This is a genomic window from Vibrio lamellibrachiae (assembly GCF_050337265.1).
Taxonomy (GTDB): domain Bacteria; phylum Pseudomonadota; class Gammaproteobacteria; order Enterobacterales; family Vibrionaceae; genus Vibrio; species Vibrio kyushuensis.
This window is the reverse complement of the sequence record NZ_JAKJSU010000005.1, coordinates 314,253-338,881: the sequence shown is the minus strand read 5'-3', so window position 1 is coordinate 338,881 and position 24,629 is coordinate 314,253. Positions and strand designations below refer to the sequence as shown.

Annotated in this window: 25 protein-coding genes; 13 read left to right on the top strand and 12 right to left on the bottom strand. The window is 41.2% G+C overall.

Annotated elements, in window-relative coordinates; all coding sequences use genetic code 11:
- Positions 1–190: 190 nt before the first annotated feature.
- The 5 genes from ppiC (at position 191) to L4C54_RS07070 (ending at position 5,536) form a co-directional block, all read left to right on the top strand.
- Positions 191–469: a peptidylprolyl isomerase PpiC gene (gene ppiC / locus L4C54_RS07090; protein WP_248009694.1), complete on the top strand. Its 279-nt coding sequence runs from the start codon at positions 191–193 to the stop codon at positions 467–469.
- 237 nt (positions 470–706) lie between these two features.
- Positions 707–2,059: a TackOD1 domain-containing metal-binding protein gene (locus L4C54_RS07085; protein WP_428807619.1), complete on the top strand. Its 1,353-nt coding sequence runs from the start codon at positions 707–709 to the stop codon at positions 2,057–2,059.
- Positions 2,046–3,362: a glycosyltransferase family 2 protein gene (locus L4C54_RS07080; protein ID WP_428807618.1), complete on the top strand. Its 1,317-nt coding sequence runs from the start codon at positions 2,046–2,048 to the stop codon at positions 3,360–3,362. Before L4C54_RS07085 ends, L4C54_RS07080 begins: the two co-directional genes overlap by 14 nt.
- Before the next feature lie 2 nt (positions 3,363–3,364).
- Positions 3,365–4,399 carry an HlyD family secretion protein gene (locus L4C54_RS07075; protein ID WP_428807617.1) on the top strand — a complete coding sequence of 345 codons (1,035 nt, stop codon included), beginning with the start codon at positions 3,365–3,367 and terminating at the stop codon, positions 4,397–4,399.
- 219 nt (positions 4,400–4,618) lie between these two features.
- On the top strand, positions 4,619–5,536 hold the full coding sequence (locus L4C54_RS07070) for a LysR family transcriptional regulator (RefSeq protein WP_428807616.1): 918 nt from the start codon (positions 4,619–4,621) through the stop codon (positions 5,534–5,536).
- A gap of 157 nt (positions 5,537–5,693) precedes the next feature.
- Here the strand turns inward: L4C54_RS07070 and L4C54_RS07065 are convergent, their stop codons facing one another.
- The 4 genes from L4C54_RS07065 to aceB form a co-directional block, all read right to left on the bottom strand.
- The gene (locus tag L4C54_RS07065; RefSeq protein WP_428807615.1) at positions 5,694–6,641 is read right to left on the bottom strand and encodes a GGDEF domain-containing protein; all 948 of its coding nucleotides are present in this window, start codon (positions 6,639–6,641) and stop codon (positions 5,694–5,696) included.
- Positions 6,642–6,655: 14 nt separating this feature from the next.
- Positions 6,656–7,012 (bottom strand): group I truncated hemoglobin, encoded by a 357-nt coding sequence (locus tag L4C54_RS07060; RefSeq protein WP_428807614.1) that lies wholly within the window; start codon positions 7,010–7,012, stop codon positions 6,656–6,658.
- A gap of 325 nt (positions 7,013–7,337) precedes the next feature.
- The gene (locus tag L4C54_RS07055) at positions 7,338–7,775 is read right to left on the bottom strand and encodes a GlcG/HbpS family heme-binding protein (protein WP_428799903.1); all 438 of its coding nucleotides are present in this window, start codon (positions 7,773–7,775) and stop codon (positions 7,338–7,340) included.
- Between the two features lie 66 nt (positions 7,776–7,841).
- Positions 7,842–9,497, bottom strand: a complete 1,656-nt coding sequence (aceB, locus tag L4C54_RS07050) for a malate synthase A (RefSeq protein WP_428807613.1) — start codon at positions 9,495–9,497, stop codon at positions 7,842–7,844.
- A gap of 312 nt (positions 9,498–9,809) precedes the next feature.
- Between aceB and gcl the strand changes: the two genes are divergently transcribed.
- From gcl to L4C54_RS07030, 4 genes are all read left to right on the top strand, one after another.
- Positions 9,810–11,591, top strand: a complete 1,782-nt coding sequence (gene gcl / locus L4C54_RS07045; protein WP_428807612.1) for a glyoxylate carboligase — start codon at positions 9,810–9,812, stop codon at positions 11,589–11,591.
- 206 nt (positions 11,592–11,797) lie between these two features.
- The gene (hyi, locus tag L4C54_RS07040; protein ID WP_428807611.1) at positions 11,798–12,574 is read left to right on the top strand and encodes a hydroxypyruvate isomerase; all 777 of its coding nucleotides are present in this window, start codon (positions 11,798–11,800) and stop codon (positions 12,572–12,574) included.
- Positions 12,575–12,621: 47 nt separating this feature from the next.
- Complete coding sequence (locus L4C54_RS07035) at positions 12,622–13,536, top strand: 2-hydroxy-3-oxopropionate reductase (protein ID WP_428807610.1); 915 nt, start codon at positions 12,622–12,624, stop codon at positions 13,534–13,536.
- Positions 13,537–13,918: 382 nt separating this feature from the next.
- Entirely contained in the window at positions 13,919–14,536 is a 618-nt protein-coding gene (locus L4C54_RS07030) for a TetR/AcrR family transcriptional regulator (RefSeq protein WP_428807609.1), read from the top strand.
- Positions 14,537–14,572: 36 nt separating this feature from the next.
- Here L4C54_RS07030 and L4C54_RS07025 read toward each other — a convergent pair whose 3' ends face one another.
- Complete coding sequence (locus L4C54_RS07025; RefSeq protein ID WP_428807608.1) at positions 14,573–15,490, bottom strand: LysR family transcriptional regulator; 918 nt, start codon at positions 15,488–15,490, stop codon at positions 14,573–14,575.
- A 90-nt stretch (positions 15,491–15,580) separates the two neighbouring features.
- Here L4C54_RS07025 and L4C54_RS07020 point away from each other — a divergent pair, with 90 nt between their 5' ends.
- Entirely contained in the window at positions 15,581–16,483 is a 903-nt protein-coding gene (locus L4C54_RS07020; RefSeq protein WP_428807607.1) for a PhzF family phenazine biosynthesis protein, read from the top strand.
- Between the two features lie 86 nt (positions 16,484–16,569).
- On the opposite strand, the gene L4C54_RS07015 is transcribed toward L4C54_RS07020, so the two are convergent.
- Entirely contained in the window at positions 16,570–16,746 is a 177-nt protein-coding gene (locus tag L4C54_RS07015; protein WP_428799911.1) for a hypothetical protein, read from the bottom strand.
- 272 nt (positions 16,747–17,018) lie between these two features.
- On the opposite strand from L4C54_RS07015, the gene L4C54_RS07010 reads away from it, so the two are divergent.
- Positions 17,019–17,612, top strand: a complete 594-nt coding sequence (locus tag L4C54_RS07010) for an HAD family hydrolase (RefSeq protein WP_428807606.1) — start codon at positions 17,019–17,021, stop codon at positions 17,610–17,612.
- 252 nt (positions 17,613–17,864) lie between these two features.
- On the opposite strand, the gene L4C54_RS07005 is transcribed toward L4C54_RS07010, so the two are convergent.
- The 3 genes from L4C54_RS07005 to L4C54_RS06995 form a co-directional block, all read right to left on the bottom strand.
- Positions 17,865–19,022, bottom strand: a complete 1,158-nt coding sequence (locus L4C54_RS07005; protein WP_428807605.1) for a GGDEF domain-containing protein — start codon at positions 19,020–19,022, stop codon at positions 17,865–17,867.
- 183 nt (positions 19,023–19,205) lie between these two features.
- On the bottom strand, positions 19,206–19,634 hold the full coding sequence (locus L4C54_RS07000) for a MarR family winged helix-turn-helix transcriptional regulator (protein WP_428807604.1): 429 nt from the start codon (positions 19,632–19,634) through the stop codon (positions 19,206–19,208).
- A gap of 4 nt (positions 19,635–19,638) precedes the next feature.
- A complete protein-coding gene (locus L4C54_RS06995) occupies positions 19,639–20,268 on the bottom strand; it encodes a cytochrome b/b6 domain-containing protein (RefSeq protein WP_428799915.1) in 630 nt (209 codons plus the stop codon).
- A 121-nt stretch (positions 20,269–20,389) separates the two neighbouring features.
- On the opposite strand from L4C54_RS06995, the gene L4C54_RS06990 reads away from it, so the two are divergent.
- Complete coding sequence (locus L4C54_RS06990) at positions 20,390–20,851, top strand: c-type cytochrome (RefSeq protein ID WP_428807603.1); 462 nt, start codon at positions 20,390–20,392, stop codon at positions 20,849–20,851.
- Between the two features lie 104 nt (positions 20,852–20,955).
- Entirely contained in the window at positions 20,956–21,426 is a 471-nt protein-coding gene (locus L4C54_RS06985) for a hypothetical protein (protein ID WP_428807602.1), read from the top strand.
- A gap of 14 nt (positions 21,427–21,440) precedes the next feature.
- Here L4C54_RS06985 and L4C54_RS06980 read toward each other — a convergent pair whose 3' ends face one another.
- The 3 genes from L4C54_RS06980 to L4C54_RS06970 form a co-directional block, all read right to left on the bottom strand.
- Entirely contained in the window at positions 21,441–21,677 is a 237-nt protein-coding gene (locus L4C54_RS06980; RefSeq protein ID WP_428799918.1) for a hypothetical protein, read from the bottom strand.
- A 159-nt stretch (positions 21,678–21,836) separates the two neighbouring features.
- On the bottom strand, positions 21,837–22,463 hold the full coding sequence (locus L4C54_RS06975) for a hypothetical protein (RefSeq protein ID WP_428799919.1): 627 nt from the start codon (positions 22,461–22,463) through the stop codon (positions 21,837–21,839).
- A 152-nt stretch (positions 22,464–22,615) separates the two neighbouring features.
- Complete coding sequence (locus L4C54_RS06970) at positions 22,616–24,526, bottom strand: tetratricopeptide repeat-containing diguanylate cyclase (protein ID WP_428807601.1); 1,911 nt, start codon at positions 24,524–24,526, stop codon at positions 22,616–22,618.
- Positions 24,527–24,629 lie beyond the last annotated feature (103 nt).

Below are 24,629 nucleotides of genomic sequence, written 5' to 3'. Positions count from 1 at the left end.
TCTCAAAGATGAATCTACTACTATTAATAGTAACGTATTTTCCTTATGGGGCAATGCCAACGGATGTGGAATTTGGCACCAGTGAAACGTTTATTGATCTAACAAGGTATGTGAGTTGGGTGAAGATCTCGATTGGTTGAGGTAGAATCGCAGCCAATGAGTAGTTAGACATTACAAGTAGAGCAAAAACATGGCGAGCACCGCAGCAGCACTTCACATTTTGGTGAAGCATAAAGAACAAGCAGAAGACATCATCAAGCAACTTAAAAAGGGCGCAAAGTTTCAAACCCTCGCTAAGAAATACTCAAATTGCCCATCAGGTAAAAAGGGTGGCGACTTGGGTGAGTTTCGTAAAGGTCAAATGGTGCCTCAATTCGATAAAGTCTGCTTTAGTGGCGAAACTCTAGTTCCTCACCTAGTTAAAACTAAGTTTGGCTGGCATGTGGTGAAAGTGCTTTATCGTACTTAAATAACATAGATATTATCTAGTATTAGCAAGAATATTTTTGTTGGCACTGCTGTTGATAAGATAGGTGATAAAGGGGGGCTTATATACATCTACATGCGTAATGTATTAAGTGTTATTAGTGATGATGTGTTATTAACATTTAGCATTTGTACATGATGATCAAATGAAATAACATCGCGCTCCTCTATCAAGTGAGGTAGGACATAGGTTGAGATTTTGCAAACTCTGGGGGAGTGTATGAATAAAAGTATAGATGTTTATTGTATTGGAAACATGGAGTTCAATACTAGTCAGCAGGTTACTTTTCAATCCGTAGAAAACTTAGTAGATCTTCCCAAGGTTCTTGGTGGCACACTTATTATCAACCTAGTACCTAGTAAGCAAGATACGACGCTACAGGATTTTCATCGTTTACTTAGCTTTTGGTCTTGGCGTGTCTATGTATTAAACCCAAGCCCTCTATCTGCAATCTTATCTGACGGCATTTTTGATCCTGAAAGGATGATTGAAGATTCAAGTAATCACTCCTTAAAGTTACAAACAATACGTTCTACAAGTGATATCGAACCGTTGATAGGATGGTTAGGCCTAGATTTCTCGAGGCGGCTTCTACCAAGTAAGATTGTAACTAGTCAAACTGTCTATTCGTATCCGCTTGTGGAACTCTATTACCCTGAACTGAGTTCTACATATCGATTTGTACTTTCTGAAGTAAAACGAGATATTCTAGAGATTGACAGTCTCGTAGATCGAATTCGTGTATGCCGAGATTGTAATAGCGCACATCTTAATTATATTGAATCATGTCCTTCATGCAAAAATATAGATATTTCAGAGAGGGTGTCTTTACATTGCTTTACTTGTGGTCACGTTGCCGAACAAAGTAAATTTAAGCGAAATAATAAAATAGAGTGCCCTAAGTGTTTAACACAACTACGCCACATTGGTGTTGATTATGATCGCCCGTTAGAGACCCATTCATGTAATGCTTGCGCACACACCTTTGCAGAAGCAGAAACATTATCAGTATGCTTTAGCTGTGGTTCTCAAAATGATATTTCTGAGCTCGTGGTTAGAAAAATCTACGCATTAAAGCTCGGTACTCAAGGCGAGTATATAATGCGACATGGCGCTCAGTCGGCAGCACCTGAATTGTCCTTACAAGGTAAGGTAGATGGTAACTATTTTTCTAACTTGCTGGATTGGGTAAACCGATTGGCTGTTCGACATCAAGAAGAGCATTTATTATTAGGGCTATATCTGCCTCGATTAACAGACTACGCATTAAAAAATGGTGAAGCAAAAATGTTCGCATTATTGGAACAAATTACGTATCGATTAAACGGTTTATTTAGAGATTCGGATATTTGCTGCCAATATAAAAGTGATGTGTTATTTGTTTTAATGCCAAAAACTAAGATGAAAAATATGCAGGTACTGAAAGATAAAATTGAACAGCTGTGTAGTCTAATTGAAGATGAAGAGTTTACCCTAAATGTAACAGCTTGGAGCATACCTGATATAGACATGAAAGGTGATGTATCGTTCTGGCTTGAAAATAGAGTCGGCGAAATCTATGCTGCCGAATAGTATTAGTTTACAACAATACTTTTGGGGCATGCTGAGTGAAAACGTAGAATTATGGTTACTACTCTTTCCCATGATGTTCTTAGTTGAGCTACCTTTATTTCTACTAGTATTAACGGGGATATTTCGTTGGGCATACTATGAAAATAAAGTTGAAGTAGTTGAGTATCCGTCAATTTCTTTTGTAATTACTTGTTATGGTGAAGGTGATGCGATCGAGATTACGATCGACACGCTAGTCGAACAAATCTATCCTGGGTCTATAGAAATTCTTGCTGTAGTAGATGGAGCCTCGCAAAATCAAGACACGTATCAGGCTGCAATTCGTGGAGAGCGACGTCATGCTGGAGTTAAAAATCGTACTGTTCGAGTCGTTCCTAAATGGCAAAGAGGTGGGAGAGTATCTACATTAAATGCAGGTTTAGATGCCGCCAAAGGTGAGTTTGTAATTAATGTAGATGGTGATACATCCTTCGACAATGATATGACGTTGCAAATGGTGAGCAAGTTTTCGGATGCGAATGTTATAGCGTCTGGTGGGGCTTTAAGAGTTCGAAATTGGAAAAAAAATTTAATTACTCGGATGCAGTCTTTAGAGTACATGCTATCTATGCAGGCGGGCAAAACTGGACTATCTAATTGGGGTGTACTAAATAATATTTCCGGTGCTTTCGGTGCATTTAGAAAAAATAGTTTGAAACAGGTTGGAGGCTGGGACACCCATACAGCAGAAGATTTAGATCTTACTATGAGGCTCAAACAATATAAGAAGCGCTATCCAAATACTAAATTGGCTTTTACACCAAGAGCAGTAGGGCATACTGATGTACCTGATACCATAAGTGGATTAGTATCTCAACGATTGAGGTGGGATGGAGATCTTCTCTTCCTTTTTTTACGAAAACATAATGAAGGTATAACTCCAAAGCTATTAGGTTGGGGGAATTTTGTTTTTACTTTAGTGTATGGGGTGTTACAAAATATTCTATTACCGATATTAGTAACATTATTTATGCTTTATATATCCTGGTCTTACCCTTCTGACTTTGTCATAGCATTACTTGTATTGCTTTATTCCATGTATTTATTTATTGGTGCGATATTTTATATTGTTTATCTAGGGTTAGTATCAGAAAGAGTAAAAGAGGACTTTCTGATGGCGAAATGGTTACCACTATATCCGCTCTACCAAATGTGTATGCGATTAATTACGGCTTTTTCAATGGTTAATGAGTTACTCAGAAGGAGCCATGAAGAATCAAGTATGGCTCCATGGTGGGTACTTAAAAAAGGTAAAAGGTTTTAATAATGAAAGTGAAGTTTCATTTAAAAAAAGAGAATAACCCTCAATCGAACGATGGCGTGAAAGTTGTATATGGTAAAGCTAAAAGAGGGGGGTATCGACTACGGTGGTATCTAATTTTAGCTCTGGTGGTTAGTCCAGTAATATTTTTGGCCTATTTATTTTTTCGGAATAATATTTTGACTATTTCTCCTGCTATTGTTACTTCAAACCCGGTAACAATAACCGCTAAGACCGCGGGTACCGTAGGGCCAACTCCAGTTAAAATAGGAGTCTTAGTTAATGAGAATCAAGCCGTTATTCAACTTAATAATCTAGAAATAGAAGAGCAGATTAGCTTTCTGGAATCGGAGCTTCTTAAACTTATTGAAGTGCCCATCGATATTGATAGTCTTCACTTGAATGGCATAACTGAAACCCGAAGAAGTCTAGATAAGATTTTACAGATACAACATCGGTATGAAGAATACCGAGAGAAAGGACAAGTCTCAGAAGTTGATTATACTAGTATAGTTGGAATAAGTAATTCGCTTAATAATCAGTTAAATAATCAGTTAATTGCTTATAATGAAGCCAAAAGAGATAGGAAAGAACGCAACCTTGCCGGGGCGGTTAGTCAATCTAGGCGTTTATTAATGCAGGACTTGGTGCTAAAAAGGACACTTGAGCGTGAACTGACCATAACATCGCCATATGATGGGCGCGTTGTAGACATTCACGTTGTCGAAGGACAACGAGTTCAAGAGGGTGATGAGCTAATTACAATATCTAGGAACACCGTTCCGCATATCGTTGCCTATTTAAACCCTAAATACCTTGATCTTGCGAAACAGGAAAAGAAGGTGAAGGTGAGATTTCCTGATGGAACCAGCTATGATGCAATGGTGTCGAAGTCTGTCGAAGTGGTGAGCAAACTACCCTCTCAGCTTGTGAGTCCATTTGAAGGTCAACCTGCATTTTTGAAAGTGAACTTAGATCTTATTACTGAACCTAGACAGGAGCACTGGGTAGAGGGTATGACAGTAGAGGTACGTTTTTAATAAAATAGAGATAATGACCTTTACGATGTAGTAGAAAATTCAACTCATTCTATCTGCTTTTATTATGGAACCGTATAGGTTGGCTATTTCAACTAGCATATTTGATTAGTGTAGGCGAAGGAGACATCTTCAACGGACGTCTCTTTACTTATCTAAATATCGATAAGTAACTGTTTAAAGGTTATGATCATACTGCGGGTGGATAACTAAGATAAAGCTATGGATGATCAACTTAAAAATCTAGACTTACGACTTTTGATGTTATTGAAGGTTTTGGTAAAAACCAAAAGCACCTCGAAGGCCGCAGAGCAATTAGGTATATCTCAATCTTCTGCGAGTAAAGGGCTAGAAAAGCTGAGAGCGGCATTTGGCGATCATCTGTTTATTCGTAAACCTTATGGAATCGAACCGTCTGAGATGGCGATTAAGCTTGCCGAAGCTATGGACGCTCTATTATTACCAGTTTCGAATGTCTTAAGAGACTACCAAAACTTTGATCCATTGGAATACACTGGCAACCTTTCTATCGTGGCTAATACATTCTTGTTGGAAGTCATTGGTGCAGAGATCATCCTCCATTTGAAAAGTATCTTTCCTAAAGCAACGTTTAATATAACAAGCTGGAATGAACACAGTATTGCGGAACTATTGGAAGGGAAGCACGACTACGGTATTCAACTTGAACAAGTTCCTTTACCACAGGATTTATACAGTCAAAAAATATATTCAGAAGGCAATTTAATTTTTGCCAGACAAGATCACCCTGTTCTAGATAGCTCAACGACATGGGAAGATATTGCGGAGCTGCCCTTGGTTATTTTAAGGCAACCAGTTCAAAGCATGGCGACACTGCCTTTACTTAAGACTTATCGAGAACTTGGGCATGATCCTGAAGTTCAGCTCATCTCTACTAGCCTTTCTGCCGCCAATGCTTTTTTGAAGACATCTGATGCGATTATGTACGCCACAGAAACACTTATTCGCTTAACGGATGGGCTCAGTTGTTACCCAGTACCGAATGATAGGATATCAATTGGTACAACGGTGTTAAAAGGCTGTCTGTTGCAAACTCGTAGAAATTATCCAATGCATAAGTACTTGCATGGCGAGATGAAAACGTTGTTTTCTAGGCTTTAAACACCACTTCTGTAGCTAAACTATATTGATAAGGCTGATGCTCATTGGCCTTAACTATTAATATATCTATTTTTTAAAACTCTCTTCCATAACCCTAAGCAGCTAATTTAACTCTATTTCAAGTAGCTAATAGCTCTATAAATACAGTACCTAGAAATTAATAGGTGTTTTGCCGCTCGCTGCAACCATGCTTTACCTGATATTCGTTATCCAACGGAATAGATTTTGAATATCTGATGATTTGAGAGCGTCCATTTTGTTTTGCGTAATAAAGGGCTTTATCCGCTTTTCTTAATAGATCATCTAATGAGTCGACTGAGTTAATACTGTCGGCAACTCCAGCACTAAAACTTACCGTAGTTAATGTCCCTGAAGGGGTAGTCAACGGTAGGGCTCTGACCGCGAGCAAAATGAATTCTAGTTCTTTTAGATGCGTAAGAGAATCGGCGCCATTGTGGATGATGCAGAACTCTTCTCCACCAAGGCGAGCAAAAAATTGCGAATCGGTTAAATGCTGGTTGATATGCGTTGCAAAAGCTTTTAACACATCATCACCAAAACAATGACCGTAGGTGTCGTTACAGCGTTTGAAATGGTCGATATCAATAATGCTAACCGCGCAGTCTAATTCTTTACTTGCTTGTTTCATCTCATCGAACTTAGCAAACAGCGACCGTCGATTAGGGATATTGGTGAGCTGATCAACGTGGGCGAGAACATGCATGTCATGGCTATACTTCTCAAGCATGTGTGATGAGCTACGAAGCAGCTGTTGCGACTTTTTCAGTTGAGTGATGTCTTGCCCATGTGTAACGATAAGGTTAGTGATTGAGCAATAATTGAAGGTGAATTCATAAATCATACGGCAACGAGCTTGTGCAATTTCAAGTGTAAACTGATGTGTGTTCTTTTCTCCTTCAACATATTGGCTAAGCATATTTTCAAGCTTACCAATCAAGACATTACCGGAAGGCGCTTGTTTACTGTTGCTGAGTTCAAATAGTTGACGGCTGCACTCGTTGAGAAACACCGAGCGTTTTGTTTTTGGGTCAAACAAAATGATGGGTGCAGGTATTGAGTTGAATAAACCAAACCTATCTTTCATGTTCAATACTCTCTCTAGCCGAGAATTAACGTTTTTTTCGTTGTTATAGTATCAAGTAGTTGCTTAATGTCGTGGCTTTCAACACCAAAGTTAGTGAGTACTTCTGTTAATATTGAGACTACTTCAGACCATGCGTCCTCGCTGATAGAAAACCGGCTATGAGCGTTTAATAGCTCTCTGTCATCATAGTTTTGTGGACCACCCATGATGGAGCTTATAAAATTGACTTGATGGTCAATCAACGCATTAAAGTTGGTGTTTTCGAAGTAGGGGCTTAGCGTTTCTGAAGCCAACACTTGATCAAAAAACACTTCCACGATTTGGTGTACTTGCCCAAAGCCGCCGTATTTTAGGTATAAAGAAGAACTCAATGTGTCATCTCCATGCTACTTGATGCGTAATATCCTTAGTTACTGTAACTATAGGATAACTTAATGAAATGGCGACTTTAGAGCATGTAATATGTCAAAAATTGAGTATTCCCTTCATTATTTCTAAGAGTTTTGGTATGAGCTTGAAATTATGCAATTGGTTTCTCTTATTGATACTTACCAATACTGAGGGTTGTGTTTATTCATATCGTTTGAGCAAAGTAGTTGTCCCTCCACTGTATGAAGGGACATAGTAGAAGCCATCAAGAACGTGTTAAATGTAGCTAGAGAGCTATAAGTAGCACGTTAGATAGATTGGTGTTGATTAAGCCACCATCTCATCACAAAACAGCTCTGCATGACTTATTCCATCAAGCGCACAACTTTCGTCAACGTCAGAGACATCACCACTTACACCCACAGCACCGAGTACCGTATTTTCCTCATCACGAATCAATAAACCGCCCGGTACAGGCACCATGTTTCCGTGAGCGAGAACATTCACAGCAGAGATAAACGCAGGACGTGTATCTGCATCTTGAGCGAGCTTTCTTGAAGAGCAACCGAGCGCTAAAGCTCCCCATGCTTTTGCAACCGCAATATCAGGTCGCATCATACTCGAGCCATCTTGGCGCTGGAGTGAAATAAGCTTTCCACCGCTATCAAGTACTGCAACGGTAAGTGGTGCACTATTGGTTTGTTGCCCTGCGTTTAGCGTGCCGTCAATAATGGTCAACGCTTGTTGAAGAGTTAAACTTCCCATGTTATCTCCTAAGTCTATGATCGCTATCGGTGCTTTTTGAGGAGTAAGAGTGCCTATAGATAAAGCTTATAGGCGACTAGCTCCTTTAAGAAGCGGATAGCTTGGTAAAGTTAGGAAGTTGGCAAACTGTTTTGCTGTTGAAAGATCGTAAAATAGATCGGCGGTTTCTTTAAATCGCCCAGCAGCATAACGAGCTTCTCCAACTTCTTGTGAAATTGTATCGAGCTCTTGATAGAGCCATTTATGCAAACGTTCTTTGTCAAAAGGTTGGCCATCATCCAGAGTGATGCCGTGGTGGATCCACTGCCAAATGTTTGCTCGTGAAATTTCAGCAGTAGCAGCGTCTTCCATTAATCCGTAGATTGGTACACAGCCTTTGCCTTGAATCCATGACTCGATGTAATACAGCGCAATACGTATGTTTTTACGAACGCCTTCCTCATCGCGTCTGCCGGTGCAAGGTTTAAGCAGCAGGTCTGCATCTATGGTGTGTGTTGGGCTACTAAAATCCAGTTGATTGGCTTTGCCATTCATGTGCTTGTTGAGGGTAGACATAGCAAGGTCAACAAGAGCAGGGTGAGCCACCCAAGTACCATCGTGACCATTGGTGACTTCGCGTTGTTTATCCTCAATCACCTTCGCGGTGACTGCCGCCATTTTTTGAGGATCTTTATTTGGAATAAAAGCTGACATTCCCCCCATAGCCAGTGCGCCACGAGCATGACATGTGCGTACCAATAACTGACTGTAAGCGTTCAAGAAATCTTGATTCATGCCAATGCCATGTCTGTCTGGCAAAATTCGGTCGGCATGATTTTTCAGTGTTTTGATGTAGCTGAAGATGTAATCCCAGCGGCCACAGTTCATCGCAACGATGTGGTCACGCATAGCGTAGAGAATTTCGTCCATCTGGAAAGCAGCAGGTAAGGTTTCAATTAATACTGTTGCTTTAATGGTTCCGCGTTCCACGCTGAAATAATCTTCAGTAAAACGGAAAACATCATCCCACCATTGCGCTTCTTCCATGCTTTCTAGTTTGGGAATGTAGTAGTAAACGCCCAATCCCTTCTCAGCACGGCTTTGATAGTTATGAAAAAAGTACAGCGCGAAGTCCATTAGACAACCCGCAATCGCCTCATCATTAAAGTTAATACCTTGTTCAGGTAGATGGATTCCACGAGGGCGTGCAATCAGTTGTGAATGTTCTGCATTAAGCTCGTATTGTTTGTTTTTTGCTTCATCTGAATAGCTGATCGTACCTAGGTTGGCATCGCGCAGGTTAACTTGACCATCAATCATGTTCTCCCATGTAGGCGCAGAGGCATCTTCAAAGCAGCACATAAAGACCTTTGCACCAGAGTTCATGGCATTTATAACCATTTTTCGATCAATAGGGCCGGTTATTTCTACTCGTCTATCGAGCAGTGGTGCTGGAATTTGGGCAACACGCCACTGTTTATCTTCACGTATTTGGCGTGTGTCTTGTCTAAAATCGGGTAGAGCGCCTTTGTCATATTCTGCTTGGGCAACATCTCTTGCAGTTAATAGGCTGTTTCTACGATCTTGGAAGGTCTCTACTAGTTTATGTAGAAAGGTAATAGCAGGCTTAGACAGGATCGATTTGTACTCTGGGTTACAATTATCACCTAATATTTCTAGCTTCGACTCCGAAAGCTTTGGTGTAGAAAAATCAGTGCGATCCGCTGTGTCATTTGAATTCATTGTTCGTCTCCTTAAACAATACCGATTGAATTTGTATACAAAATCAAATTTACATGTCTACTTATATTGTAATTCTAGTAAACAATCAAAGTAATTTTAACAAAGTATTATCATTAATATTCGAGTGAAATTAATTTAACGTAAAGATAGTTTATATAAAGCTAAGTGGGTTAGGGGCCTTGAGGTTAGTAACCACTTAGGAATGCGTGTGGTTGTTATTTTGATGTTAAATTTGTTCTTGCCAAATTCTGAGAAAAGCTCATAGTGTACAAAGTCGTTTTAAATTGTATACAATCCGAAAGGGAGATTCACATGGCTAGAATGAAAGCAATAGAAGCTGCAGTTGAGGTAATGAAACTAGAAGGTGTTGATATCGCCTTTGGTGTTCCAGGTGCAGCTATTAACCCAATGTATGCCGCAATGAAAAAGCTGGAAGGTATTGATCATGTGCTGGCACGCCATGTTGAAGGTGCTTCCCATATGGCGGAAGGGTATACACGTACCAATCAAGACAACATCGGTGTATGTATAGGTACATCAGGCCCAGCGGGAACAGATATGATCACGGGGCTTTATTCTGCATCAGCGGATTCGATTCCAATTTTATGTATTACAGGCCAAGCACCACGCGCAAGACTGCATAAAGAAGATTTCCAAGCAGTAGACATTGAAACTATTGCTAAGCCAGTAACCAAATGGGCAACAACCGTACTAGAGCCAGCTCAAGTACCGCGTGCTTTCCAAAAAGCGTTCCATATTATGCGCTCAGGCCGACCTGGACCGGTTCTACTTGATCTACCCATTGATGTTCAGTTAGCTGAGATTGAATTTGATATCGAAACCTATCAACCTCTAGAAGCTTACAAACCTAAAGCGACAAGAGAGCAAGCTGAAAAAGCAATGTCGATGATGTGTGATTCTGAGAATCCTCTTATTGTCTCTGGTGGTGGTGTTATTAATGCTGGGGCATCTGAGTTGCTTCAGCAGTTCGCTGAAATTACCGGTGTTCCTGTTGTTCCAACATTAATGGGTTGGGGAACGATTCCTGATGACCATGAGCTGATGGCGGGTATGGTAGGGCTTCAAACTGCGCACCGTTACGGTAACGAAACCATGCTTCAATCAGATTTCGTATTTGGTATTGGTAACCGTTTTGCAAACCGTCATACGGGTTCATTGGATGTTTACACCAAAGATCGTACGTTCGTTCACGTTGATATCGAACCGACGCAAATTGGCCGCGTATTCTGTCCGGATCTAGGTATCGTATCTGATGCGAAATCGGCACTTGAGCAGCTAGTAGAAGTAGCGAAAGAGTGGCGTGACAAAGGTATTCTGCCGAATCGTAGCCAGTGGGTGAACGAGTGTCAGCAGCGTAAAGCAACCATGCTGCGTAAAACGCACTATACCGAAATTCCTGTTAAACCAATGCGTGTTTACGAAGAGATGAACAAAGCATTTGATCGCGAAACTTGTTACGTAAGTACGATTGGTTTGTCGCAAATTGCTGCAGCGCAAATGCTTCACGTTTATAAGCCGCGCCACTGGATCAACTGTGGTCAAGCTGGCCCTCTAGGTTGGACTATTCCTGCTGCGCTAGGTGTACGTGCCGCAGATCCAAGCCGTCCTATAGTTGCTATCTCTGGTGATTACGATTTCCAATTCATGATCGAAGAGTTAGCGGTTGGTGCTCAATTTAACCTTCCATACATCCACGTTGTCGTGAACAACTCGTACCTTGGCCTGATTCGTCAAGCACAGCGACAGTTTGATATCGATTACTGTGTTCAGTTAGCTTTTGAAAACCAAAACGCACCAGAGCTTGAAGGTTACGGCGTAGACCACGTAGCGGTTGTTGAGGGCCTAGGTTGTAAAGCGATTCGAGTTCGAGATCCTGACCTATTGCCACAAGCTTTTGAAGATGCAAAATCGCTAATGAACAAGCATAAAGTGCCAGTTGTCGTTGAAGTAATTCTAGAGCGCGTTACGAACATTGCGATGGGTGTTGAGATTAACGCCATCAATGAATTCGAATCTCTAGCTGAAACACTTGAAGATGCGCCAACAGCGTTACGTAATAACTTAAGCCAATAGATTCAGTAAATAGCTTATGTAAATAACGTAAGCAAACAGCTTAGAGAGTTACAAATAACACGAGCTTAAGAACCAATACTATTTCATGTAATGCACGCTATTAGTAAGGACTGTCGCACATAAGGCTCCACCAACGTTATCAACAGCGGTGTTATGTGTGATGGACTTTACACGATTTGGCTTACATGAAAATTAAGGAGAACATCATGCCAAAATTTGCCGCCAACTTATCGATGCTTTTTAACGAAGTTGATTTTCTAGATCGCTTCAAAGCAGCCTCAGATGCGGGTTTTCAAGGGGTAGAATATCTATTTCCTTATGACTTTAGCGCACAGGAAATTAAACAAAACCTGGACACATACAAGCTGGAACAGGTTCTGTTCAATTTGCCTGCTGGCGATTGGAATGCTGGAGACAGAGGTATTGCAGTTGACCCTAGCCGTGTTGCCGAGTTCCAATCAGGTGTAGCAAAAGCGATTGAATACGCGAAAGTACTCGGTTGTACGCAAATCAACTGTTTAGCGGGTATCGCACCAAAAGGTGTGACTGAGGCAGACGCCTATTCAGTGCTCGTGATTAACCTAAGATACGCGGCTGAAGCACTAAAAGCTCAAGGTATCTCTATGGTTATCGAGGCGATTAACACTCGCGATATACCTGGCTTCTTTATTAATAACACAGAGCAAGCAAAGGGTATTATCAAAGAAGTTGGCAGCGATAACTTGTCACTTCAGTATGACATTTACCACATGCAGATTATGGAAGGCGACCTTGCGCCAACCATGAGTAATAACATCGCTCATATTGGCCACGTTCAGCTGGCTGATAACCCAGGACGTAATGAGCCGGGAACAGGCGAAATCAACTATCCATTCGTACTTGCTCACCTAGACAGCCTTGGTTATACCGGTTGGGTTGGGTGTGAGTACAAACCAAAGACAACAACGACAGACGGCTTAGATTGGCTTAATCAATATCGTTAATTGAATCGTGATAACTGAACAATCGAGTTAAAGCAGAATATTCAATAATGAGTTATGGAGAACAAAGTATGAAAATAGCATTTATCGGAACAGGAATCATGGGTAAGCCAATGGCTGAAAATCTGCAAAAAGCAGGTCATCAGTTGGTATTTACTGACCACTTTAACCCAGCACCACAAGATCTTGTAACAGCTGGCGCTATCGTGACTCATTCACCAAAAGAAGCAACGCAGGTTGCTGACGTTATTATCTTGATGGTGCCAAATACACCGCAAGTGGAAGACGTTCTATTTGGTGATAACGGTGTTGAGCAAGGCTTAGGTGACAACGCGGAAACGAAGCTTGTAATTGATATGAGTTCAATCTCACCAATGGCAACGCAAGCTATTGCTAAACGCGTTAAAGAGAGTGGCGCTCAATATCTAGATGCTCCTGTTTCAGGTGGTGAAGTTGGTGCAGTAGGCGGTACGCTAAGCATCATGGTTGGTGGCGATCAAACTGCATTTGACGTGGCAAAGCCTCTGTTTGAAGTGATGGGTAAAAACATCACACTAGTGGGCGACAATGGCGCAGGTCAAACAACGAAAGTAGCAAACCAAATCATTGTTGCACTGAATATTGAAGCGGTTTCAGAAGCCTTAGTCTTTGCTTCTAAAGCAGGCGCAGATCCAGCACGTGTTCGCCAAGCTCTATTGGGTGGCTTTGCTAGCTCGAAAATTCTAGAAGTGCACGGTGAACGAATGATTGAAGGGACGTTTGATCCAGGCTTCAAAATCGCACTTCACCAGAAAGACCTTAACTTGGCGTTAAGCGGTGCAGAAGAGCTGAAAGTAGCCCTTCCTAATACAGCAAACGCACAAGAGTTGTTTGGTGAGTGCGCGGCATTAGGTGGTGAAAACTGGGACCACTCAGCACTGATCAAAGCAATTGAAAATCGTTCAGACCATTCGATTCGTAAGTAACTTTACGCTGAGAATTGAATGAGCAAAGAAGGCTAGTATTTACGCTGTTTGGGTCGTTATGTTTAGATTATTTCCACTAAATTATACCGACTCAAATAGAAGCAGCGTAAGTACCCTATAGAGTGATTACTTGGGCAGGCGATCACTCGGATTTTTCCTCGCAAATCGCGTAGTTTCGTCTCCTTTTATGCGCGTTCCCGTCCCTTGAAGACAAAGCGAATAGGCGCTTCACCTATTCATTCTTAGCAGGCGCTTTTGATTCAAGGTCGGGATTTTTTCTTTCCCGCTTTATCCCATAAATAGTTTTAACTCTTTATATCTATTGGACTTATCGAACAAATTAATTACTATGACAAAGAAGACCCTATGGATAGGTAAACGCATGTCTCGGATTAGAGAGAAAAACCAACAGCTTATTATTGAAGTTGCCAGTGAACAGTTCGCCATAAATGGTTACGCTGCCACAAAAATGGTCGATATTGCCAAAGCTGCCAACATTCCGAAACCCAATGTATTCTATTATTTTAGTAGCAAGGACAAGCTCTACTATGCGGTACTGGAAATGGTTACTCAGCCGTTACTGGAAGCCTCCCGTCCTATTGAGCATCTCGACAACCCCGTCGAAGCGTTAACTCAATACATTCAAACCAAACTACGTATCTCTCGTGATTACCCTTATGCCTCAAAAGTATTTGCTAATGAAGTTATGTCGGGGGCAAAAGTATTGCCTAGTGAAGTGGGTGAAGAGCTATTCAAACAGTCTCAAATGATTCTAGATAAGTTCAAAGCATGGTCTGACCAAGGCTTAATGGATGTAGTCCCACCACATCATTTAATGTTCACTATATGGGCAGCAACTCAAACCTACGCTGACTTTAGTTGGCAGATCTGTAATGTGATGGAAAAAGATACCCTAGATAATGAAGATTATGCTGACGCAGCAGAGTTCTTAACACAACTTGTGATCAAAGGATGCGGCGTAAAAAGCGCAACTGAATAGTTCTAATTTGTCATGCTTGTTTGTACATAACTATCATTAGGTTCGTTTAATTTCCTCTTTGAGCCATTGATACAAGGACTCAAAACGCTGGCCCTCAGCGAAACTTGGCTTACACACTAGCCAATATCCTGATTGGATTGCGACAGGTGGGCCAACCTTTTTCAAAAATCCGGACTGAATATCCTGTTCAATGAGTAGGGTACGCCCCAAAGCAATGCCAATACCGTTAATCGCGGCTTGCAGCATTAAATCGGCGCGGTCGAACTGATGTGTAGGTAGCTTCGATACATCACCATCATAGCTAGTTCCTTCAAAGTAACTTTTCCAGTCGAATTGAGTACGATCTTTTTCTCCAAGACGATCACCCAATAGCGTTGTATCGCTGCCAATAAATAATGATTCAACGTCTTCTTCAAAGGTGCTCATCAACGCAGGGCTAACGACAGGCTGTAACGAACAGCGGCTCAGACGTGTAGAGTGCAACCCTGGATATGGGCCTGTTCCAAACCTAATGGCAACATCTATAGGCTCATGATCAAAATTCACAGGTTCGTCACTCACATTGAGCGAAATATTAATGTCATGTGATTGTGCATGACTCAGTATCGGTATCATCCACTTCATTGCCAGTGATGAAGAGAGCGAGAGTTTTATTTGTGCAGTCGATTGTAACTCACTGAGCTTATCAAGTGCCTTTGGCCATATCGATTGGGACTTTTTAGCTGCATGGCATAATACTAAGCCAGCCTCGGTTGGCACGAGTTTCCTTGTTGTGCGTTCAAAGAGCGTAACGCCTAGAGCTTGCTCGAGAGATCGAACTCGATGACTCACTGCCGATTGCTGAATATTGAGTGTATCAGCGGCTTTGGTAAAACTAAGTTCTTCCCCAATAGCGGCCAGCATCGGTGCAGCTTGGCTCAGGCGAATGAGTAACTTCTCTTGATTGTCATTCATGAATTTAACTCATGTTTATATGAGTATTTATAGTAGTCGAACCTATCTATTATTCCTAACAACAAGATGAAACTTTGATAGGGAAATAGCATGAATACTGAACAACGTCATATAAAAGCGCACATCGTGAATGGTTTCGTAACTAACGGGCAAGGTGGTAATCCCGCGGGTGTGGTTCTCAATGCTGATGATTATTCTGAAGCGGATATGTTGAACATTGCACAGCGTATTGGATTGTCTGAAACGGCTTTTGTTTCTAAATCGCAGACTGAGGCATTTAAATTAGACTTCTTCACACCCAATCGCCGAATTGCCCATTGTGGGCATGCGACTATAGCGACTTTCTCTTATTTGGCTGAAAGTGGCACGATCAAAGAAGGCGACTCAAGCAAAGAAACAGTGGACGGTCCGCGGAAGATACTCATTAAAAATGGCGCGGCTTATATGGAGCAGTTAGCCCCAAGGTACTCTCAAGAAGATGATTGGAAATCGAAGGGCGTTACCACCGACGATGTCCTTGCATCATTAAATATCTCAGAACAAAGCTTGGCTCCTAGCGCACCGATTACATTAGTGAATACCGGAAACAGTTTCATTATTATCGGCGTACGAAGCGGTGAGGATCTAAGAAATATAGCGCCGAATTTTGAACAGATCGCTGAGATTAGTGAGAAGTTGGATTTGATTGGCTATTACGTATTTACAGTTGATGAAACGGTGACGGATAAAGACGCAACGACACGTATGTTTGCACCTCGATTCGCTATAGAGGAAGAGTCAGCTACAGGTATGGCCGCGGGACCATTGGCGAGTTATTTACGAGATTATCTTGGTGTGAGAAAAACCACGCTTCTTATAGAACAAGGCGCTTATATGCAGCCTGCTTCGACGAGTTTAATCACGGTCGACCTTGAAGTCGAAAAGGGGAAAATTGCAGGACTAATGGCGGGTGGGTATGGTCAGGTAATGCGTGATTTGGATATCTATATTTAGTTGTGTAATGAATGTATGGGTAAATAAGAGTTCATAGAGAAGAAGTCTACATTTTAGACTTCTTCTCTAATCATTTAAACCATGCGCTAGTTAACTGCTGCTTCTAAAGATCTGTGCTCCTCAATGTGAGGTACTTCAGCGTGCGTACTGAGATCAAGTTGGTAGGCATCATAAGTGCAGTCTCCAATGGCGTGTCTTGGGCAGACATGAACATTGGCTCTACCGATCAATTCTGTATGGCAGTTTGGGCAGTACTTTTCCATTGTAACCTCCAGATTAGCTAATGATTGTCCCAGCCAAAATTGGCGTGGAATTTAAACTCTAGTCAACAAGTTTACTATCTGTATGAACAAACAATGCTAACTTACATCTATTAACCTTTGCTTACACTTTTATGAATTGTGGCTCATATTGGATGATGTTGTATTGCGAACGTTTCTAATCCGCGTAAAGTGGAAGTTAAATGGTGTTTTCGTCAATGTTTACAACACAGTAAACGTTCGAAGCCCTAGTTACCTTTTCTTTGGAGATACGATTGAACCTTTCTCATATTAAAGCCGTTATTTTTGATCTTGATGGTACGCTGGTGGACTCGAAACTCGATTTTCATCAATTAAGACAACAGCTTGGTTTTCCTCATGGGGAACCAATTCTTGAATATATTGATAAAATGGAGAGTGAAAAGGAAAGAATCTCGGCGAATAAAACGGTTTTTGATTTTGAAATGAAAGCAGCTAAAACTGCAACCCTAATGCCCGGAGCGTTAAAGCTTATCAACGCGTTACACCAAGATGGCTATCCAACCGCTATTCTGACCCGAAACATAAGGCCTGCAAGCCAAATGATGCTCAGCAACTTAGCCTTACCGATTGATTTGATGCTCACGCGAGAAGATTGTCCGCCTAAACCAAGCCCTGAAGGATTATTCATTCTTGCTAACACATTGAAGCTAGATGTCAGCGAGCTGGTTTATGTGGGGGATTATAAGTTTGATTTAGAAGCTGCTCGAAATGCCAATATGCTCGCGTGTCTTTTTGATAGATACGGCGACAGTGAGTTTAAAAACCAAGCAGATATAGTGATTAATAATTTTGAACAACTCTTGGGCATGCTAAGAACTGATGCATAATTGATAGGACGTTACTCATTCCACTGAGGTAATAGAGTAGAGGTCTTGCCTTTTCCATTGCAGCCAGTAAGCTACTGGCACTTTCAAATATCCACTTACTAGGCTCAGTATGTTTATCTTTATTCGTCTTTTTAAACTAGCGATCATTTGTGCGCTGTTTTTCACTGTTTTTGATCTTATTGAATCAGGGGAAATTACTTGGGTTGGCCGCTTAATGAGTAGCGTTAATCTGTAAGCCTTTCGAACTCTTTTCTAATCACTCACGACAACACGATTTCTACCTGCGCTTTTTGCGTCATAGAGCGCTTTATCTGCACGCTCAATAGCTGACTCCCAATGCTCGTCAGCTTTTAATGCGCTAACTCCGAAGCTGGCGGTACAAAACTCTCGATTACTCGGCAGCATCGACGTTCTTTGGATTACGCCTTTCAATTTTTCAGCAACAATTTCTGCGTGGTGTCTGGTCGTTTCAGGTAACAAAACTAAAAACTCTTCCCCACCATAGCGGAAACAGAAATCATTACTGCGAGTTTCTACTCGTAAGATTCGGCCAATATCACGTAATACCTTGTCGCCCGTTTGATGCCCATAGACGTCGTTAATATTCTTAAATTTATCGATATCGATGAGAAGTATTGATAGCGAGTGGTCGAATCGTTGGGCTCTAGCGGCTTCTTTTGGGACGAGTTCTTCCAGTGCTCTTCGATTGTAGAGTTTCGTTAACTCATCTTTGAGTGATGAATCATATATCGTTGCCACCAAGCGTCCTGTCAGCATCCACGTAATAGAGAGCCCGATAAAGATAATCAACGTAATGATTGTGACAAACGTAAGTTGCTGCACTGCATTCGCCGCCATGAAGTCTTCAATTCGTTCGTCGAAAGGCAGCCGAATAATTCGAAATAATGAATAGAGTGCATAGATCACTAGGCCCGTAGAGAGTAAATGCTTAGCGGGTACTATGTCATCCACGGTTCCTTTATGGTTGGCATAAAAAGCAAGAATGCTTATTAGCCCCGTGTGCGTTGCCATTATAGCGATGCGCGCGTCGGTAGAGGTGGAAAAATAGGTGAAGTAGGTTAATCCAATCACCACGGCAGGTAAGGAGTAATATCCCCAGTTTGCTATGGCGATAGGGTAGCCTCTAATCCGACACACACCATGTAGAATCAGAGTGTAACTTACTGATATGAGGGAGTTCGCGAGTATTTTAGATACCCATAGTGTCGTGTTATTACCAAAGCTTAAAAGAAGAAAGCCGATACCGAGCAAGAAGAGTGCAAAAGCAATGATGCTAACACCGTGGATGCTCGGCTGAAGCCTTTGAATGAGCGCAAGGCTAATGCCGTATGTGAAAGAAAGTAACACGCAGACGATAGATAAAGTGGGAATATCTAGTTCGATCAACATACAGCCTCTCATCTGTGATTATATCGTTCAGTGTAGGTCATATCTGAGCAATGGTAATCAGGTCAGTGCTTATTGATGAGCATTGGTGTAAACAAAGGAAGGGCAATGATTAGTCGAGTCACCAAGCGTGATATCGCTGTTGGTGACCCGATGGTAACCTGATTTATATAGATTGTTTTCTTTCTAAACGACTGCGACCATTTTCTGTAATAGCCTAATCATCTCAGTTTGCTCAGCTTTATCTAACGAGCTAAGCATATCTTTGTTCACAGCAAGAGGAATCGGCAACAACACTTCTTTTAAAGCGTGTCCTTGCTCGGTTAAATAAATACGAAAAGATCGTCGACTATTAGGATCATCACGCCTTTCAACTAGCCCAAGTTTTTCGAGTTTATCGAGCGTTCGGGTCGTGGTGGAGTTCTCGACCTTAGATTTTGCTGAAATATCCCGTTGAGTCACGCCTTCTTCTTCCCAGAGGCACATCATGGTTGGCCAAAGGGCGAGGGTTAAGCCGTGTTTTTTTAGCTCTATTTCAAATTTCTTAGCGGCTTGTCCTGCGATGACATTGATCATCCACCCAAAGCTTGTTTGCCTACTAAACTGTTCTGTCATTTCGTTATGCCATTGATGGTGCAATTATTGTCATGGTAACTAATCCTGCAATAACTAGCATTAAAAAAGCGCGTCGGTGAGAGACAAACTTCACTGCCATAGGGCCTGATTTAGTTGCTTGGCTTCCAGTCAACATCGCCTTTAATAAAGGTTTTCTTTTGAACTTATAGACAATAATAGCTGCTACATGGAGAACAACGACGAGCGGTAAAATGTTAGCTAGCAATAAATGCGTTGACTCTAGCCAGTCGAATACGCCATCAGTTAGCCAAATATCTGAATTGGGTAAACTATCTAAAAAACCTGAAAGTGCTAAACCAGAAATACATTGAAGGAGCAGTAAAGAAATGAGCCCGATAACCATAAGAGCTCCGAGCGGGTTATGCCCGATATTGGTTTGAGGCTGACCTTTTAAGTATCGAATGATCTTAATAGGTGACACAACAAATTGAGTGAAACGATTGGTATCACTTCCCCAGAATCCGAGCAGTACTCGCCAGATTATTAAACTCAAAAGCGCTAACCCCAATAGAGTATGTGGGCCATTCCCTGAGAAACCAGAAATGAGTAATCCACAAAAAATTGCGGCTTGTAACCAGTGATAGACCCGTGTCGCTAAATCCCAAACTTTCATGTTTTTTCCTCGGTATAAATTACGTTTTCATTTAATTTACACTGCAATAGTTGCAATCGCAACAGTTGCGGTGTAAATTATCGTTCAAAGGTCAACTAGGAACCTGAAAAGAGGACATACCATGAAGAAAACAGTTGTTACTACAAAGACGATGATGCATGTACTACTAGCAGTAGTGCTAGTGATTCCAATTGTTGCGTTAGCGAGCGGTTTTGAGAAACAAATTGATGATAGGCAAAATGCGTTCTCTCAAATTGAACGTGAATTAAAGTCTGCAAAAAATGTTATTGATGGAAGCAACACTGATTGGTTCGAGCTGAATGAACGCAGTCAGGCGTTACAAAGTTATGGAGATACCTTACACGCCTCATTTTCAGTCGGTAGCCAAAACGGAAGTAAGGCCAAACAAGAAGTATGGGATAACCCAAAGAAGTTTAATTCGTTACTGAGTCAGATGACGTCGAGTTTCGAAGCGTTAGAGAGAGCAAGTGAGAGTAAAGACGTAGCAAAGGCAAACTCAGCGCTTAAAAGTGCTAATGGTACGTGTCGAAGTTGTCACCGAGCTTACCGTGCTCGCTGGTAGAACATGATTGTTTAAAGTGTACGTCTATATAAGTACTTCCATAAATGCCTGTCTATAACTGAGTATTGCCATTTTTACTCTCAAGCTTAATTAGGATTATAACGATGAAACCTACAATTACAGTCATACACCGAATCGCAGCCATGCTTGCGTTTTTAATGATATTTTCATTTTTCACGAGCACAGTAGTGGTTGAATTATTCGGTGATCATCAGGACGTTTATCAAGTCAAAACGGTCATATCTTATGCGATATGGTTGCTTATACCGATGATGGCGATCACGGGGTTCACCGGAGCAAAAATGGGCGGAAAAAGTTCGTATCCGCCTATTCTAGCAAAGAAAAAGCGAATGCCTTTTATCGCGATAAATGGGTTATTGATTCTCACCCCATGCGCTTTTTACTTACAGTACCTAGCTGAACAGTCTCAATTTAATGATATCTTTTATGTTGTTCAAGGATTGGAACTGATGGCTGGAATGATCAATCTCACCTTGATGTCGCTCAATATTCGAGATGGCTTAGCGATGAGCAAACGAAGAAAGAGCTCATCTAATCGAACAATTAAAAGCTAAAATCCTTGTTGATTTTAACGAACTTCTAGACCGAGATTATATTGGGCTAAGCAGCGTGTGACGTAACTGATCTTTAGAAATGCCGCGATGATAATCGTACTGAGATGCGCGGCAATTTGTACCGGCAAAGAGAACTGGTTAGCCAATGGGTACGCAATAATAATACTGGTAATCATGGCAATCACTGTGAAAGCTAAAATGATATTGGATACTGAAAGAAGTGTTTGAAATCGTTGAGTAGTGTTCGACATAGTAATCACCTAAATAGTAATAGTTACCATTATCTATAGCGAAAACCATGCCAATACATAAAACTCATATAAATCAATTGAATGGAAAATTCATTGATTTAAATCATGTAATTATGACATAGTATAAATTAAGTCATAATGACTCTAGTGTGTTTTTTGTTACCAGCTTCTAAAACCACAGGTATCAATGTGGAATCGAACGCCAGAATAGAGCCCTAATCCAACTTCATATTTTTGCCCATTTTTAGCATGGATAGCTTTGAGTTTTTTATGTAAATCAGGGCGAGAAATATCAGAGGAAGGCACAAGGTCTAAAGCGCAAAAGTCTAAGTGCTTACTACGCAGCGCTCCTCCAGCTTGTTGATTATAAATGTCGGTTCTTTCTCCCGATACAGGGATCACGACACCAATTTCAGGTTCAATATAGGTTTGAATGAAGATGAGCGTACGAATCATGTTAGGGAGGTGTTTCGAGTTTGGCAGCGTGAACAGGGTCGTATTACTCATCACCCAATCCGTCCCTTGTAATAAGATTAAATGCAGAGGCATAGTTGGTTTTATCCCTGCGTCTCTTAACTGCTTTCCTATTTTTAATACCTTGTCTTCGGCATGGTTCAGCAGTGTCCAACCCCGAAAGGCGACCCGCGTGGGAAGCTTGTAACCATGAACATCAACAATCAAATCGTCGTAGTTGATTTCAGTTTCTTCAGTGTAGAGCTTTTGCAGATCATCAGAATGAGGCTGGGAGGTCATCAGGAGCAAGGAAATAAACAGGTGAGAGTACATGGCGTCGCTCCAATGTTTGAGGTCTATTGAGTATAGACGCTCGTTTATTTCTTATTGATTGATGTGATTTTAAGGCGAGTTTCAAAAGACTTAGGCATGCTCCACTTAGAGGGGAGCATAGTTTTTGATTATCGACAGCCCGTTGGAAGTGGCTAAGGAAAGGTCGCTTGATTTCGACCGTTTTGTTTTGACTGATACAAGAATGTGTCGGCCTCAACAAACGGGGAGGAGTCATGGCGAAGCGAAGCAATACGGTTGGGTTTACTAACGCCAACGGAGATCGTAATGGTCAATTCTCCTGCTTTGGTTAAGTAAGGATTTTCACCTATCTGTTGCAGAAGTAAGTTGATGCGAGGTTGGATATCTTTACTCTCTTTGAGTAACCACAAGAACTCTTCGCCGCCCCACCGAATGAGTAGCTCATCATCATTGATGCATTGCTTAAGCCTTATCGCGGTTTGGATTAACACCTCATCACCCACATCGTGCCCATGGGTATCATTAATACTTTTAAACCAATCTAAATCGATGAGAACTACGCGATATTGAGCGTCTTTGTCTAGCCTTGAACCTGACTCCAGCTCTTTTTGATAGTATCTACGATTATTCACATTTGTTAGTGGATCTTGATAGGAAAGCTGCTGAAGCTCGGTGTTTTTACTCCTAACGATCAGGGTTTTACGAACGACAAGAACGAGTAGAAGCAGAGCAACGGTCCCCCAAATAGACAGTATTCTAAAATGCAGTTTTTCTTTACCAAGTTGTAAGGCATTTAATTTGTTTTGTACGCTGAGCAAATCACGCTCTTGCTGAACTTCTTGGGTATCAAAAGCAAATTCTAGAGCGTATATTTCATTAATGAATTGCTCACGCTCTTTATCATTATATTCTTTATAAATGCGTAGAGCCTCCGTTGAATTCCCTTGAAGCTCATATATTTCAGCTTTGGCTTTATAGGAGTTTATCAACCACCGGTCATGCTCAATTTCCTTGAATATGGCGATTGCGCTGTTTAACTGATCCATAGCCTGAGCGTAACTCTCTAAACCGATAAAGCTTTTGGCTGTGATAAATCGGCATATTCCGAGTTGTTTTGGGTAATCCTTGGCAGTTGGATAGGATTGACAATCCATAGATATATTATTCGCTTCTTCATATCGGTTTTCGAGCAACAGCAACCGAGCTTCAACTTTAAGCTTTAGGATTTGGTAGTAGTCACTCAAATCAGAATCAAAGTACTTTAGTGCTGCTTCGTAGGTATTTCTAGCGGCGGTGGCATCTAGTAGTTTGTTGTAGATAAATGACTGATTGAACAGTACTACTAACAGCCGTTCTTTAGGGGCATTGTCACTGGATTCGAACGTGGTATAAGCCTGTTTTAAGTAATCTAGCGCCTTTTCCCATTGCTCTAAATGAACGTAAAGTAGACCAAGATTATTGTAAAATCGTCCGTTGTATTCGTTTTTTGGGTACTTCTTTCCTAGTTCTAAGCCTTTGTGAAAGTACAGTTGTGAGGCTTTGAGTTGGTTTGAAGCATTATAGAGAGCGCCGGCTGTATTATAGGCTCTCAATAATAAAAATTCCGCGCGGTTACGTTCAGCCATCTCAATAGCCTTTTTAATATTTTCTATTCCGGTATTGATTTCACCACTCTTTACTGTTTTTTCAGCTTGCTCTATGAGTAATTGGGCTTGAAGCCATTCCACATCCTTCGCCTTTGCCAATAGAGTCAGTTGTTGATTTAGATCTAATGCTAAAGATGCAGCGCTTTGCTTGTTTGCAATATCACGCTTTAAAAGCAAGCTGACAATGTTCTCTAGTGTACTCCATGTCTCATTTGACCGAGTTTCTAATGCTTTTAAATCTTGATGGGCTTCCATTGGATCGTGATGGATGAGTTTACCAATGCGAATAAGTTCGTTACCAACGGTGCTATCAGCCAACTGTTCATTTGGGCTTAACATTATGGTGGCTTTTTGAGAAGGTAAGTGATTGGTACTGAATAAAAAAACTTCAATTGTAATGATTGCAAGCATTGTGAACAGTGACGCTACAATGATCAATCCAACTCTTTTAAGAAGCGTATCTTTGCTAATCAATTTCAATTCTCAATTACTATGAATGTAGCCACTGCTGCTTAAAGTGGCATTGGCCTAAGTATAGCGT

Bases quoted from the DNA above. Each gene is read 5' to 3' on its own strand.
- ppiC (WP_248009694.1), top strand. From the start codon at position 191: ATGGCGAGCACCGCAGCAGCACTTCACATTTTGGTGAAGCATAAAGAA.
- L4C54_RS07085 (WP_428807619.1), top strand. From the start codon at position 707: ATGAATAAAAGTATAGATGTTTATTGTATTGGAAACATGGAGTTCAAT.
- L4C54_RS07080 (WP_428807618.1), top strand. From the start codon at position 2,046: ATGCTGCCGAATAGTATTAGTTTACAACAATACTTTTGGGGCATGCTG.
- L4C54_RS07075 (WP_428807617.1), top strand. From the start codon at position 3,365: ATGAAAGTGAAGTTTCATTTAAAAAAAGAGAATAACCCTCAATCGAAC.
- L4C54_RS07070 (WP_428807616.1), top strand. From the start codon at position 4,619: ATGGATGATCAACTTAAAAATCTAGACTTACGACTTTTGATGTTATTG.
- L4C54_RS07065 (WP_428807615.1), bottom strand. From the start codon at position 6,641: ATGAAAGATAGGTTTGGTTTATTCAACTCAATACCTGCACCCATCATT.
- L4C54_RS07055 (WP_428799903.1), bottom strand. From the start codon at position 7,775: ATGGGAAGTTTAACTCTTCAACAAGCGTTGACCATTATTGACGGCACG.
- aceB (WP_428807613.1), bottom strand. From the start codon at position 9,497: ATGAATTCAAATGACACAGCGGATCGCACTGATTTTTCTACACCAAAG.
- gcl (WP_428807612.1), top strand. From the start codon at position 9,810: ATGGCTAGAATGAAAGCAATAGAAGCTGCAGTTGAGGTAATGAAACTA.
- hyi (WP_428807611.1), top strand. From the start codon at position 11,798: ATGCCAAAATTTGCCGCCAACTTATCGATGCTTTTTAACGAAGTTGAT.
- L4C54_RS07035 (WP_428807610.1), top strand. From the start codon at position 12,622: ATGAGTTATGGAGAACAAAGTATGAAAATAGCATTTATCGGAACAGGA.
- L4C54_RS07030 (WP_428807609.1), top strand. From the start codon at position 13,919: ATGTCTCGGATTAGAGAGAAAAACCAACAGCTTATTATTGAAGTTGCC.
- L4C54_RS07025 (WP_428807608.1), bottom strand. From the start codon at position 15,490: ATGAATGACAATCAAGAGAAGTTACTCATTCGCCTGAGCCAAGCTGCA.
- L4C54_RS07020 (WP_428807607.1), top strand. From the start codon at position 15,581: ATGAATACTGAACAACGTCATATAAAAGCGCACATCGTGAATGGTTTC.
- L4C54_RS07015 (WP_428799911.1), bottom strand. From the start codon at position 16,746: ATGGAAAAGTACTGCCCAAACTGCCATACAGAATTGATCGGTAGAGCC.
- L4C54_RS07005 (WP_428807605.1), bottom strand. From the start codon at position 19,022: ATGTTGATCGAACTAGATATTCCCACTTTATCTATCGTCTGCGTGTTA.
- L4C54_RS07000 (WP_428807604.1), bottom strand. From the start codon at position 19,634: ATGACAGAACAGTTTAGTAGGCAAACAAGCTTTGGGTGGATGATCAAT.
- L4C54_RS06995 (WP_428799915.1), bottom strand. From the start codon at position 20,268: ATGAAAGTTTGGGATTTAGCGACACGGGTCTATCACTGGTTACAAGCC.
- L4C54_RS06990 (WP_428807603.1), top strand. From the start codon at position 20,390: ATGAAGAAAACAGTTGTTACTACAAAGACGATGATGCATGTACTACTA.
- L4C54_RS06985 (WP_428807602.1), top strand. From the start codon at position 20,956: ATGAAACCTACAATTACAGTCATACACCGAATCGCAGCCATGCTTGCG.
- L4C54_RS06980 (WP_428799918.1), bottom strand. From the start codon at position 21,677: ATGTCGAACACTACTCAACGATTTCAAACACTTCTTTCAGTATCCAAT.
- L4C54_RS06975 (WP_428799919.1), bottom strand. From the start codon at position 22,463: ATGTACTCTCACCTGTTTATTTCCTTGCTCCTGATGACCTCCCAGCCT.